Below are 14,731 nucleotides of genomic sequence, written 5' to 3' on the forward strand. Positions count from 1 at the left end.
GTCGGGGATCGGCTGGGTGGGGGGGACCCTCTTCGTGGCCGGGTCGGGCGAGCAGACCCTCCAGTCCGTTCCTCCCGTGGAGCTGTTGCCGGTGGCCATGACGCCCGCGCCCGACTCGCTCGTGGCCGAGGCAGGACAGATCCGGATCGACTTCACGCTCCCGGTGCAGGAATCGTCGCTGACCGAGGAGACGCTGCAGGTCTCCGTCGTCCACGCGAATGGCGTGAGCACGCCTTCGGTTCCAGGGACACGAACGGTCGAGTTCGCGGTCCGAGGCTCATCGGTCGTGTTCACGCCCGCCAGCCCCTTTGTCGCTGGGGATCTCGTCACGGTGTACGTCGACGGGCTCCAGTCCTTCGGCAGCCAGCGGCAGGCGGAGTCCTTCGTGGGCACGTTCGAGCTGGCGGAGGAGGGCGCTGTTCAGCCGCGCATCGCGTCGCTGACACCTGCCTCCGGGCTCGCGGACGAGGAAACGATGGCGGTGCTCACGGGCAGCGGCTTCCGCGAGGGAACGCGCGTGTTCGTGGGTGGGCAGGAGGCGCTGACGACGGTGGTGTCCCAGGACCCGCAGTCCATCATCCTCCGCATTCCGAAGGCGCGCCTGGAGAATGGAGTCCGCCTCGTGGGCGCCGCGATGGTGGAGGTGCGTGACCCCAGCACCCTGGCCGCGCGTCTCATGGGTGGCTTCGTCTATCGGGATGCCCCGAAGCTGGTCAGCCTGTCGCCGGAGCGTGCGCCCGGGCAGGGCGGGGTGCTTGTGGCGCTGCAGGGGCGCGGTTTCGCGCCCGGGCTCCGCGTCAACTTCGGCGGTACGGACTCGTTCGATGTGCGCGTGACGAGCTCCCAGAGCGCCGAGGCGGTGGCACCGACGCATACGCCCGGGCTCGTCGACGTCTCGGTGTCCGTGGGAGCCGACAGCGGCACGCTCCCGGCGTCCTTCCTGTACGGCTCTGGCGCAGTGGCTCGACTGAGCACACCGCCCGTGCGCGATGTGGTGGTCGACGGCGCCATTGCCTATGTGGCGCTGGGCGCGACCGTGGACGTCTACGGCGCGGATGGCCAGCTGCTCATGGCGAACCGCCAGACCGCCGTAGGCGGGTTGTTGTTGGCCAACCTGAGTGAGCCGACACACGTGACGCTCATCAGGTCGATCTCCTTCCCGGGACTCGGCGGAAGCCGGCGCGTGCTGAAGCGCGGCAACACCGTCTTCGTGGCGGCCGGGAGCGGGGGAGTTCGTCGGGTGGATGTCACCCGTCCGGACGAACCCCTGGAGCGTCCGGAACTCTCAGGGAATGCCTCGGACATCGCGCTCGATGGGTCCCTCCTGTTCGTCGGCGGCCCCGAGGGCGTCCACGTGTACGACGTCTCGGACGAGGCGCGACGGCCGCTGCGCGTGGGTTCGCGGTCGATTCCTGGCGGCGTCAGTGCGCTCGCGCTCCAGGGGACGAACCTCCTGGTGTCGAGTGCGTCCAGGAGTCCGGCGCGGCTGTATGTGCTGGACGCCCGGACGGGAGACCTGGCCGAGCGAGGTGCGACGGACCTCGTTGCTCCCGCGTTGCACATCACCGCGGAGGGGAGCCGTGCGTTCCTGTCCCTGGGGCGCGCCAGGCAGGTGGCGATCTATGACCTCACGGCGCCGGCAAGTCCGGCGCCCGCGGGAACTCTCGTGGTGGATGACCCTCTGGGGGGAAATTGGGTTTCGGCGGAGCAGACGCGGGTCGCCGCGGGCATCGCCTACGTCGCGGCGGGAGGCGGCAAGGTGCAGCGCTTCGCCGTTCCCGTGGGAGCGGTGCCGACCCGGCTTGGACGTGCCTCGGTGGTGGGGGATGCACGCACGCTGGCGTTCATGGGGCGGCATCTGCTCGTAGGGACGCTCGTCCTGGATGGAGACGGGACGCCCGTGGAGCTGCCGGTGAGCGACCCGGATGACGCCGACCTGCCTCTGGCGGGAGCGCTGGCCTCCGTGGAGCTGGACACCCTGGAGATTCGCGGGACGCAGCCCGGAGAGGGCGACACCGTGGCGCCGGGTGAGGTCGCGCGAGTGCTGGTGACCGCGCTGCCCGACGTGGCCACGGCGAGCGAGGTGGTGTTGGTTCGGGGCTCGGACGGTGAGCCGGTGGCGGTCTCGCGGCAGGTCCGCGCCGACGAGCAGGGTGGGCAGGTGGTGCTGACGCCCTATGCCCCCCTCGCGCTGGACACGGGGTACGAACTGCGTGTGGGCGCGAACCTCGCGGACTTGCGAGGCGCGCGCCTGGGCACCGCTGCCCGGATTCGCTTCCGGACGAGCCGTGATGCCTCCCTGGAGCGGCCGGAGGTGTCGTCCGTGGCGCCTGCCCAGGGTCTTGAGGCGGGTGGCACCATCGTCGAGGTCTTGGGGACAGGCTTCCTGCAAGGCTGTGTCGTGCGTGTCGGTGGGCAGCCCGCCGTCGTCCAGGCGGTCGCGCCAGACGGTCGGTGGGTGCGCATCGAGGTGCCTCCGGGCAAGGCGGGAGCCGCCGCGGTGGAGGTCATCAACCCGGGTGGGCTGACGGGGCTGCGCCTGGGGGCCTATCGGTATCTGGTGCCTCCGGTCATCGCCAAGGTCCAGCCAGCCCACGCACCGTTCGGAAGCCGGGCGGTGGTGACGCTCACAGGTGAGGGCCTCTTCCCGGGCAGCGAAGTCGCCTTCGGGCAGACCCCCGCGCGCGGCGTGACGATGGATGACACCGGCGCGCTTCGGGTGGAGGTGCCGGACGACGTGACAGGGAGCGTGGCACTGACCGTGCTGACGCCGGGAGTCCCGCCCAGGCAGTTCTCGTTGCCGGAGGGTTTCACCTTCACGCTGGCCGAGCGCGCCCGCCTCGATGACGTGGGTGGAGTGCTGGTGCGCGCAGGGCCTCGACTGTTCACCGCCCGGGAGGGCTGGCTGTCGACGGTCGACCTGTCGGATGCGCGCAGTCCGCTCATCACGGGGACCGTGGAGGGCGTGGCGGCTCCGGTGGATCTGGCTGTTGACGGAGACACGCTCTATCTGGCGGGCGAGGGCGAAGTGGTTCGCTATGACCTGTCGGCGTGTACCGAGGCGCCCCGGTCTCCCTGCGAGCCGGCCTTCATCGAGCGCGTGGCCCTGGCGCCCTCGGGAGGGGTGCTCTTGAGCGCCGTGGCGGCGGGTGGCAGCCGCGCCTATATCGCCGTGGCGGGTGGCCATGAACTCGCGCTGATGGCGCCGGTGGGTGGGACCTACGTGGTGGTGGGGCGTACCGTGCTCGGCTCGGGCGTGGTGCGAGACCTCGACGTGGTGGACGACAGCTTGCTGGTGCTCGTGGAGGATGGCGCGAGCTCCCGTCTGGAGGTCCGAGGCACGGAGGGAAGCGACCTGCCGTTGATTGGCGAGGTGCGTGGGCTCACCGCTCCCGTGAGCGTCATGGCCCGCGAGGGGACTCGCGTGGCGGTGGCCGCCGGCCGTCGCCTGAGCCTGGTCGATATGACGGACCTGTCCGCGCCCATCGTCGTGGCCGCGGCAGCGGACCCGAGCGGGACGACGTCGAGTTCGCTGTCGCTCTCGGGCCCCTGGCTGTTGGCGGTGGGTGGAACCCGGGCCGCGTGGATCGACATCAGTCTCGGCTTGGATGAGGCCACGTTCGCCGAGGGCGTGGGAGCGGGACCGGGCTCGGCCATCGTCAACGGCGTGGCCGTGGTCGCGGCGGGGGATTCATTGCGAATCCTCCGCGTGCCGTATCCCACGGTGGACACACTCTCTCCCTCTCCGGGAGGACGGGTGCCGTCGGGCGCGAGTGTCGCCGTGACGCTGCCGGTGGAACTCCCGCAGGCGATGACCACCAGCTCCATGGTGGAGCTGCGTGACGGGGCCGCGCTGGTTCCGGGCTCGCGACTGCCTGGCACGCTGACCTTCGTTCCGTCGGCGGCCTTGGACCCCACGCGGATCTACTCGGCGCAGGTAACCCTCGCGCCGATGGCCGACATCGAGGGCGGTGCCGTTCAGGGCACCTGGACGTACCCCCTGCGTGGCGGTGGAGCGCCGGTGTCCCTGCGTGTGGACGCCGTGGACCCTGTCAGCGGCCCCGTGGCCGGAGGCGTGCCGGTGACGGTGCATGGCCTGGGCTTCGATGCGTCCACGCATGTCCAGGTGGGCGGTGCCGAGGCGCAGGTCATCGAGTCCGTGTTGCCCGAGCAGTTGACGGTGACCCTGCCCGCTTCGTCGCTGGCGGGGCCTGCCGTCGTGCGCGTGAAGCGCGAGTCCGACGGCGCGGAGGCGAGGGCGGTGACACCCTTCCTGTACGTCGCGCCGCTGACGTTCGCGAGCGTGACTCCGGGCGCGGTGGACATGGCGGGTGGTTGGGTCCGCATCTCGGGGGCGGGGTTCCACCGGGGCCTCGAGGTGTTGTTCGGCTCGACGGTGGCGTCGACACGGAGCTGGACACCCGACAGCGTGGAGGCCCTGGTTCCCTCGGGGCCGGAAGGGCACCTGACGCTCAACCTGCGGCAGCCCGGCGTGTCGCCAGTGGTCGTGGCGGACGCCGTCTATCGCGGAGACGTGAGGGCTCCCCTCGTGGCTCGCGTGGAGCCCTTGGATACGGTGGGGGCCTCGTCGGTGCCGCTGACCGCCACCTTCGACGTGCGTTTCGACGAAGGCCTGTCGTTGGCGAGCGCGAGTCGCCTGCGCCTGATGCGCTCCCCGACGCGCGTCGCGGAAGCAGGCGTGTCGACGCTCCTTCCGGATGGGCGCACGCTGCGGTTCACGCCGACAGCACCACTTGTCTCCACGACCTTCTATGTCTTGAGCGCGGAAGGCGTCACGGACGTCGCGGGCAACATCGCGGCCCCGTACGAGCGAGTCTTCCGCACGGTGGATACGGTGAAGCCCACCCTGCGACTGCGTCGTTCGGATGGTGGACTGGTCGTTGACCATGCGGTCTTCGCCGCTGGCGTGGCCTGGACGTTCAGAGTGGACGGGAGCGATGACAGTGACGGCTCGGTGACGACGTCATTGCGCGTGGACGGTCAGCCACTGACCGCCTTGTCGGGAGGCGACTACCGCTACTCGTGGCCGATGGACGCGGTGAATGGCCCGTCGACGCTGGTGGCCACGGCAACGGATTCGAGTGGAAACACCAGCCAGCCGCTGACGGTGGTGGTCAGCATCGTGGCGGACTCGCCACCCACCGTGAGCATCGACTCACCGGCGGAGGACTTGACGGCGGAGGAGGGGGAAACCCGGAACGTGGTCGTCTCCGCTCTCGACAACCATGACCTGCGGGTTCTTGAGCTTCACGTGGACGGCGTTCCCGTGGTGCGCCACGAGCAGGACTCCGGGACGACCGCATCCGTCTCGTACCCTGTCGGACTGGCGAGGCTGACGGGCGCGGCGACCAGCGCGACGCGGGTGCTCACGGCCTTTGCCACGGACGACGAGGGCCAGGTGACGGCGGCGACGCCTCGCACCATCACCGTGACGAGAGACGTCACTGCGCCTGTGGTCGCCCTGCGGACTCCCGTGGCGGGTGGCCGGGTGGTCGGTGGAGCGGCGCTGGTGCTGGAAGCGACCGCCACGGATGCCAACGGTGTCGTGGAGGTGGAGTTCCTGGTGGATGGCGCGCCCGTGGGCGTTGCTCGCAGAGCCCCCTGGACGGTGACCTGGGCGGCCCCCGTCGTGACGTCGGCCGAGGCTCATCAGGTGGTGGCGGTGGCTCGTGACGCACGTGCGAACTCGACGGAGGCCGTGGCTTCGTTCACGGTGGAGCCGTCCTCGGGACGCCCCTACGTGTCGTTCGCCGCGCCGTCCGTGGGAGCAGTGCTCTCGGAGGGGCGGTCCTTTGACGTGTTGGTGGATGCCACGGCCCAGGCTGGCGTGGCGTCGGTTCGGATTCGCTCGGGCGCCGATGAGCGCGTTCTCACCCAGTCTCCCTGGCGCGCGACGTTCAAGGCTCCGGTCCTGGATGGCGCGAGCGCGCCGCTGCGGCTGGAGGCCCAGGCGACGGACAGGGCTGGGGCGATGAGCCCGATCATCCAGCTCCACGTGACGGTCATGGACGACGGGGCGTCCTCTGTCTCGGTTTCCCTGGCCCAGGAGCCCGCCGGCCCCGCGCTGCTGGGTGGGTCGACGCTCGCCCTCGTGGGCACCGTGGAGGCTGGCGCGACGCCAGCCCTTTCCGTCCACGTGGCGGACGCGGAGCTGCCCGTGCGACTGGCGGCGAACCAGTCTTCAGGGGAGACAATCCTTCCGGAAGGTCCGGAGGGTGCCTCCGTGGTGGCGCGGGCGGCCGGGACGGCGCTGGGTGGAGCACGGGGTGTGGCCGAGCACGGCGGCGCCCTGTCTGTCTTCGCGCACGGGCAGGCCACTCAGGTGGAGGACTCGCTGGCGGCCATGGAGCCCGTGGCGCTCGTCTCGCAGGGAGACGACGTGCTCGTGCTGAGGGCGGACGGCGGCGGCGGGGGCGAACTGGAGCTGCGCTCGCGGCTCACCGGTCAGCGGCGTGCATCACGCTCGCTGGTCGGCATCCCCGTGGGAGTGAGCTTCGGCGGAGACTCCGCCGTGGTGGCGCTGCGACGCGGCGGAGCCGGTGCGCTGGAGCGGTTCACGCTGCCAGGGCTGGTGTTCCAGACCTCGACGGAGCTGGTCCGGAGCCCCACTGCGATGGATGGCTCGGCAGCCTGGCTGGCGGTGGCCACGGACGAGGGCGTGGAGTTGCGGACGTGGACGGGCGGCCGCCTCGGCTTTGTCCCGCTGGGGCCGGTGTCGGCCGTTTCCATGGAAGGAACACGGTTGTTCGCCGTTGCCGGTACGGAGCTGGTGCTGCTCGATGTCTCCTGGCCTCAGGCTCCGCGCATCGCGGCTCGCGCGGGACATGGTGCGACGGTCTCCGCGAAGGTCGCGGCGCTGGCCGACGGCGGGGTGTGCGTGGCCGGCGTCCGGGTGCGTTGCTTCGCGGCCGACGTCGTGGCGGGGACACTGACCTCGAGGGGCGAGGCGGTCCTGGGGGCGAGCGCCCTGAGCGCGGCGGCCTTTGGAGAGCTGCTCGTCGTCGGGACGCAGACGGGCGCACGCCTGCTCGATGCCCGTGGCGCGCCAGTGGCGGCGGGCCTATACCCCGCCGTCACGGGGGTGGCCGGTCTGGTCCCAGGTGCGCTGGTGGGTGGACTTGTTCGGGGCGTGTCCCGTCAGGCGGTGGTTCGCGGAGCCGCGACGCCACGGCTCACGCTGGCGGCCCTTCCCGCAACGGCCCTCCGGGGAGGGCGGCTGCAGTTGATGGATGCCCAGGTGTCCGACGACCTGCTGGGCCTCAATGGCTATGTGTCCGAGGTCTCCGTCAACCAGGTCGTGGTGGACGTCAGGGACTCCCGGCCGCCCTCCTATGTCGACCTCCCCCTGACTGGCGATACGGCCACGGTGGAGTGGTGGGTGCGGGATCTGGCTGGAAAGCAGGCTCGGGTGACACGGCAGATCTCGTTGTCGGGTGCGGCCACGGGCCCGGCGCTCGCCAGCATCCAACTGCCGCTCACGGTCGCCGAGGGGGCCTACTTCTCCGTGGTGGCGATACCCGAGGAGCCCGCGCGTGTCGCGCAAGTCGAAGTGACGCTCGAGGGAGCGCAGCCGATGCTCCTGGTGGCGCCCGTGTTGGCGGGTGAGCTGCGTGCTCCGCTGGTGGGGTCGACGACGCCGTTGACCGTGACGCTGGTGGCCATCGATGCCGAGGGACGTCGAGGGCCGGCCCGCGAACACACGGTGCAGGTGGTCGATGGGTTGAACGGTCAGGGACCCGCGGTTGTCCTGGAGCGCGTGGGGACGGGGCTCGTGTACGAAGGGAGCCGCGTCACGGTGCGTGCGTCGCTCATGCCCGGAGGAACGGGCGACAGCGTGCGCTTCCTGGTGGATGGTCAGGACGCGGGAGCTGGCGTTGGCTCGGTGGTGGAGGCCGCGCTGCGAATGCCGCTGGGTGTGGGGACACGCGCGGTAGTGGTGACCGCCGTGGCAAGAGACTCCGCTGGGCGCGAGTCCGCGCCTACGGTGCTGACGCTGAATGTGGTGGATGACCTGGCGCCACCGCTCGTGGCCGTGATGGTGGACCCCTCGGGCGACATCGTGGCCGCGGGGAGCGAGTTGCTCGCGCGTGCCGAGGCCTCCGACGATGGGACGTTGGAGCGGGTGAGCCTGGAGGTGCGGCTGTCGGGAGTCCTCCATGCAACGGGAGGACCGGAGCTGCGCTTCCATGTCCCGGACGCGACGCCGACGGGAGCGTTGCTGGAGCTTCGCGCGACGGCGAAGGACCGTGCCAACAACACGACGACGGCGGTGGTGTCCCGAACCGTGGTGGGGGCGCGGCTGCCGACCGAGGTGGCGAGTGTGACGCTGGATGGCGCCACTCGACTTGTCCGGCTTGGAGAGCACGTCCATGTCGCGACTTCGAGTGGTCTGTGGATTGGGCGGCTGATGGGAGCGGCGTCTTCGCCTGGGCTGGCCCCGGTGGCGACGGTGAGTACCCCCGTGGCCCCCGTCTCGCTGGCGGTGCTTGGAGACCATGTGGCCCTGGCGCTTGGAGAGGCCGGATTGTGGCTCGTGGACATCGGTGTCCCGGCGTCACCTCGAGTGGTGGGGCGGCTCGAAGGCCAGTACACCGGTGTCGCGGCCTCAGGCCGCTTCTACGCCGCGCGCACGCGCACCGACGGCCAGCGCGTGGTGGAGGCGCTGGATCTCGGAGACCCGACCATGCCCATTCGCTCGGTGCTGTCACAGGGCAGCGCCGAGCTGCTGCTGGGCGCACAGGCGGACGGGCCGATCATCGCGGTGGGGACCTCGACGGTGAGGGTGCCACTCGTGACGCCCGAGGGGCAGGGTGGCGTGGGCGAGCTGTCCGTGGCCCCCGCGCAGGTTCGGGCGACGCAGGTGGATGGTGATCTCGTGGTGTCGGCGACGGATTCCGCAGTGCATGCCTGGGTGCGTGCGAACGGAACGACGCTCTCCCATGTGTCCGAGGTGGGAATGCCCTCGGGTGTCCGCGCACTCGACGTGGTGCGGGGCGTTGCCTATGTGGCGGGGGGGGATGGCTGGCTTCGCGTGGTGGACCTGCGCGAGCCCTCTCGTCCGTGGGTCGTGGCCCGCTCCGCGCTCGATGTGAGTGACGTGCTGGTCACCGAAGGACTGTTGCTGACAGCCGGCCCCACGGGCGTCCGGGTGTTGAAGTTGCCGGACTCCGTGCCGACGGTTGTCGCCGAGCCGGTGGCGCTCCCCGACATGGTGGTGGGGCTGGCTCCGTTCCGAGGCGGCGTCCTCGCGGCGACGCGTCTTTCGGGTGTCCAGGCGATTGATGTGGCTGGCGGGGCGAAGCCTCAAGTGGTGGGGCCGCTGTTCGCGGGGCAGGACGTGCGACAGGTGGAGCGCGCGGGGCGCGATGTGCTGTTCCTGGATGGCAGCACGCTGAAGGTGGCGAGGGAGACGGCCGAGGGGGCCTTGTCGGCCAACGACCTCCGCGCGGATGCGCTCGTCGCACTGGGGGCCGTGGAGCGCTTCGCCGCTACCCAGGGACGGCTGTGGACGGTGTCGTCCGGCACGGTGAAGTCAGTGCGCTGGCCGGCGGCGGAGGCGCGTGACGCCCTCGTCCTGGGCAGCGCCGCGCTCGACGTGGCGGGTGATGAGAAACGCGCGCTCGTGGCCTTGGGGAACCAGGGGGTGGGCGTGGTGGAAGTGGCCCCCTCCGGCCAGCTTCGTCGGGTCGCGACGCTGCCCGTGGCGGCGACGAACGTGGCGCTGGATGGGACGCTCGCTGTGGTGGGTGGCACGACGTCGCTCGCGATCTACAGGTGGGAGGACGGTGCCTCGCCGGTGCTGATCGGCACTGTTCCCACGGCGGGAGCAGTCCAACGCATCCGGCTGGAGGGGCGGCTGGCGCTCGTGAGCGAAGGGACCGAGGGCGTCGAACTCTGGCACCTTCCGGAGGGAGCGGCGGCCGTTCGGCTGGGCAAGCTTTCCGCCACCAGCGCGAGTGACGCGGTGTTGGCCGCCGGCCGGATCCTGGTCGCGGACGGCGCCATGGGGGTGAGGGACTTCAGCCCTCCCGTTGCGGTCATTCCGTCGGCGCGTGTCTATGTGCCTGGCGGGACGGTCACCGCGGAGGCGGGGACGGACGTCGTGTTGGCCGCCGAGGCACGTGGCGTGGCGGTGGACGACGCGGAGCTCGTGGTTGATGGCGTGCCGGTGGTCGCGGTGGATGATCAGGCACCGCGAGCGCGGTGGTCCGTGCCCGCGGACTCGGTGGTGGGCCAGCGGCATTCATTGCGGTTCCGGGTGCGTGGCGCCGGCGGCGTCGAGGCCCTGTCTCCGGCGCTCTTCGTCGACGTGAAGGCGCCCTCCACGGGTGCTCCGGTGGTGGCCGTGGTGTCGCCCGGAGCCAACCAGCAGCTCCGCTCGGGGGCTGTGGTGACCGTGTCCGCGAGACGCACGGGTGGGCTGTCTCCCGTGTCGGTCGTCGCGCGACTGGGCTCGCTATACCTCGGAAGCCTGACCTCCGAGTCGTCGGACCCGACCTTGTTCAAGGCCTGGGTCCGTGCACCGGTCGTGAGCACGTCCGTGGACCTTCCCCTCACGGTTCAGCTCACCGACGGCGCGGGCCGAAGCGCTGAGGCCGCTGTCACGGTTCGGGTGTTGGCCGATACCCAGGCGCCCGGGGTTGCCACGGGACTGCCCTCGGAGCTGCGTGTCAGCCCGTTCGTCAACCTGCTGCATCTGGTGACCACGGATGATGGACAGGTGTCGCTGTCCCTGGAGAGGGATGGCGTCGTGGTGGCATCAGGCGCCGAGGCGAGTGGGAGCGCGAGCCTCGACCATGCCCTGGTGCTTTCCGAGGAGCTGATCGGCCAGGAAGTCCGCCTGACGGTGACGGCCGAGGATGCCGCGGGCAGGAGGAGCGTGGCGGAGCAGCGCTATGTCGTGAAGCCGGATGGTTCGGCGCCGACGGTGGTCCTGGGAACAGGCACGCCGCCGGAGACGGGCCACGAGGGAGCGACCCTCGTCGTTCAGGCCACCGCGTGGGATGCGGACGGCGATCTCGTGGGAGTGCGGCTCTACGCGGACGGCGTGGAGATTGGGGCAGGCACGGGTGGACAGGTGTCGGCGAGCCACGTGTTGCCCATGCAGTCGACGAAGGCGTCGGTTCAGTTCCGCGCTGTCGCGACAGATGCTCGCGGCCGGACGGCAACGGCTGAGCGCACGACGACGGTGAACTCGAATGTTCCGCCAGTCCTGACGTTCTCCATGACGCCCGACCCGGCGATTCAGGGAGAGCTGGTGCGAATCTGCGCGCGAGCTACTGACACCGTCGGGGTCTCGGACCTCACCGCCACGGTGGATGGCGTGCCCATGCTGGTGCCGACGTCGTGCGGCGCGGGCTGCCGCGAGCTGTGCACCGACGCGACGGTGGCGAGCACCGCGACGGCGGTCCATGTCGCGGCGAGCGCCGAGGACACCATGGGCTCCGTGGTGGCTGGCGAGCGGACGTTCCAGGTGAATGCGAATCAGCCGCCCGTCATCAGCCTCGGCGCCATCAGCTTCTTGAGCGTCGGGGTTGATGCGGACCTGTCTGGGTGGATCTCGGATGAACGTGGGCCGCTGGCGTGGGCCGAGTTCCGGGTCAACGGAGCGGTGCTGGGCAGTCGCGTCGCGTCCCCGAATGTCGGGGCAACCCTGCGACAGCGCTATACGCCAGCGGTGACTGGCACCGCCCAGGTGTGCCTCTTCGCGGAAGATCGGATGGGGCTCGTGGGCCAGTCGTGCCAATCCGTGGCCGTGGTCGAGCCGCAGCAGCCGACGGAGATCACGGAGGTCATTGCCGCGAACGACTTCCGCTTCGAGAACCAGGACATCGTCGTCAAGGGCAACAAGGTCTTGCGCATTGACGGGGCCCATACGTTCCGAAGCCTCTACGTGCTGGACACCGCGACAGTGACCCACAGCGCGCATGGCGTCTCGGGCCAGAACGGGATGGATCTCACCGTCACTCACGAAGTGCGCGTCGCCACTGGTGCCCGAATCGACGTGAGTGAGAGGGGGTACCTGGGAGGGTACCGGGAGGGGAATGCGCAGCGGGCAGGGCGGACGCTGGGGAATGTGTCGAGCGGGCTGGAGAACGCGGCCGGCAGTCACGGAGGCCACGGTGGGCACGGCCAGTATGGTGTCGAGAACATGCCGGTGTATGGCGACTACCGGGAGCCGGCGGCGCCCGGCTCAGGAGGCGCTGCGACGAACAGCTCCTCCATGGGAGGGACGGGAGGAGGCTTGCTGAAGGTGAAAGCCGGCAGTCTGAAGTTGGATGGGCAGCTGCTCGCCGATGGCCAGCTCGGCTGGCATGGAGGCGCGGGCGGAGGAATCCGGGTGGAGGTGGGAGCCTTCACGGGCACGGGCTCCATCAACGCGAATGGAGGCAATAGCTACATCGGCGGCGGCGGCGGTGGTGGACGCGTGGCGGTGTACTACGACACGGCCACCAGCAGCTTCGACTGGAGCAAGGTGCTTGCCCGAGGTGGACCCAACGGAGGCGTGGGCTCGGTGTACCTGAAGGGCAGTCTGCAGGAGTACGGGGACCTCGTCTTCGACCAGGTCCAGTACGGCTTCGACATCAACTACGTGAAGTCCACTCCAGTGGAGGGCGGGGCGTATGACCGCTTCGCGGTGCGCAGAACCGCCAACATCGAGGTACAGCAGGACCTCGTCACGCCGTGGCTCCAGGTGGATGGAGGGACGCTGCTGGCGCGTGGACAAGTCAGTGGCGCGATACCGGCGTTGGCCGTGCTCAATGGGGGCCACCTGTCACTCAGTCGCCCGTGGGCCTTCCCGGAAGGAATCCCCGTGGAGCTTGGGAGCTCCTCCCAGTTGACTGTCGCGGGAGGCGCTCCGTTGAAGCTGAGCAGCCTGAAGCTGGGCAGCTCTGCGCTGGTGAAGCTGTCGGATGTGACTTTGCCGCAGGCACCTGCGTTGGAATTGGAAGTCAGCGGCGCGGTCGAGGTGGGCTCCGCGGCTCGAATCGACGTGAGTGAGAGGGGGTACCTGGGAGGGTACCGGGAGGGGAATGCGCAGCGGGCAGGGCGGACGCTGGGGAATGTGTCGAGCGGGCTGGAGAACGCGGCCGGCAGTCACGGAGGCCACGGTGGGCACGGCCAGTATGGTGTCGAGAACATGCCGGTGTATGGCGACTACCGGGAGCCGGCGGCGCCCGGCTCAGGAGGCGCTGCGACGAACAGCTCCTCCATGGGAGGGACGGGAGGAGGCTTGCTGAAGGTGAAAGCCGGCAGCCTGAAGTTGGATGGGCAGCTGCTCGCCGATGGCCAGCTCGGCTGGCATGGAGGCGCGGGCGGAGGAATCCGGGTGGAGGTGGGAGCCTTCACGGGCACGGGCTCCATCAACGCGAATGGAGGCAATAGCTACATCGGCGGCGGCGGCGGTGGTGGACGCGTGGCGGTGTACTACGACACGGCCACCAGCAGCTTCGACTGGAGCAAGGTGCTTGCCCGAGGTGGACCCAACGGAGGCGTGGGCTCGGTGTACCTGAAGGGCAGTCTGCAGGAGTACGGGGACCTCGTCTTCGACCAGGTCCAGTACGGCTTCGACATCAACTACGTGAAGCCTACGACGCTGCTCTCCTCGCCAGGAGGACAGCAGGTGTTCCGGAACTTCACGGTCACCAGAAACGCCCAGGTGTTCACCACGGACACCCTCGTCATTACGGGCACGCTGACCGTGTCGCCAGGGGCACGCTTGCAATCCCAGAACTACAACCTGCCATGACCTCCCCATCGCGCGACCGGACAGCCTCGATCTCCTCCATGTCTATTCACAGAGCGCTCGCCGTGGGTGTGCTGGTTCTCGCCGTGCAGGCGACAGCGTGTCGCGACCCCGAGGTCGTGGCGCGGGTGGGGCACACCGACCTCCGGAACGAGGACCTCCAGGACTTCACATCACGCCGGGCGTCCGGTGCTGGCGAAATGAGCGCCCAGCTCGACGCGCTGATCGCACGGGTCCGGCTCGCCGAGCATGCGACCGGACTCGGCCTTCCGGCCCGTCCCGACATCCGGGCGAGGCTCGCCGCGGCCCAGCGTGAAGTCCTGGCTCAGGCCGCGCTGGAGGAGGCGCTGCGAGGGGCGACAGACGAGACGGCCCTGCGTGAACGTTATGCGGTCACCCGCGACACGCTTGCGCGACGGCAGGTCCAGGTTCGCCATATCCTGGTGCGCCTGTCACCCGGCGCGGATGACGCGGAGCGCAGGAGGGCACGGGACAGGGCCAGTCTGCTCCATGCCCGCATCACGGGCGGCGAGAGCTTCGAGGCCGTCGCTCGTGATGCGAGCCAGGACGAGGCCTCCAGCCAGCACGGAGGGAGCCTCGGGATTGTCCGGGAAGGACAGGTCCACCCATCCTTCTTCGAGGCTGTCGCCGCGCTTGGCAAGGACGAGCTCAGCAAGCCCTTCGAAACACCCTTCGGTGTCCATGTGGCGCAAGCGCTTGCTCCGGTGGAGTCCGTGGTGCCGTCGTTCGATGAGATTCGTGGAGTGCTTGCCGCGCAGGCCCGGCGTGAGGCCGAGGCCCGTCTGAGCAAGGAATTGGAAGAACGCATCAAAGTGACGCGCTTCCCTGAAGCGATGGGCTCCCAGGGGAAGCCCGCGCCGGATGCGGCTGTCAAGCGAGGGGATGAGGGATGAGTCGGGGAGTCAGAAGCATCGGGTCGGGGCATGTTGTCCTCGCGCTTGT

General features: G+C 69.9%; 2 protein-coding genes. Both read left to right on the top strand.

Annotated elements, in window-relative coordinates:
* Positions 1-16 precede the first annotated feature (16 nt).
* Positions 17-13,771, top strand: a complete 13,755-nt coding sequence (locus FJV41_RS11770) for an IPT/TIG domain-containing protein (protein WP_181790573.1) — start codon at positions 17-19, stop codon at positions 13,769-13,771.
* Positions 13,772-13,809: 38 nt separating this feature from the next.
* Entirely contained in the window at positions 13,810-14,682 is an 873-nt protein-coding gene (locus FJV41_RS11775) for a peptidylprolyl isomerase (protein WP_181790575.1), read from the top strand.
* The last annotated feature ends 49 nt before the right edge of the window (positions 14,683-14,731 follow it).

Source organism: Myxococcus llanfairpwllgwyngyllgogerychwyrndrobwllllantysiliogogogochensis (assembly GCF_006636215.1).
GTDB lineage: Bacteria > Myxococcota > Myxococcia > Myxococcales > Myxococcaceae > Myxococcus > Myxococcus llanfairpwllgwyngyllgogerychwyrndrobwllllantysiliogogogochensis.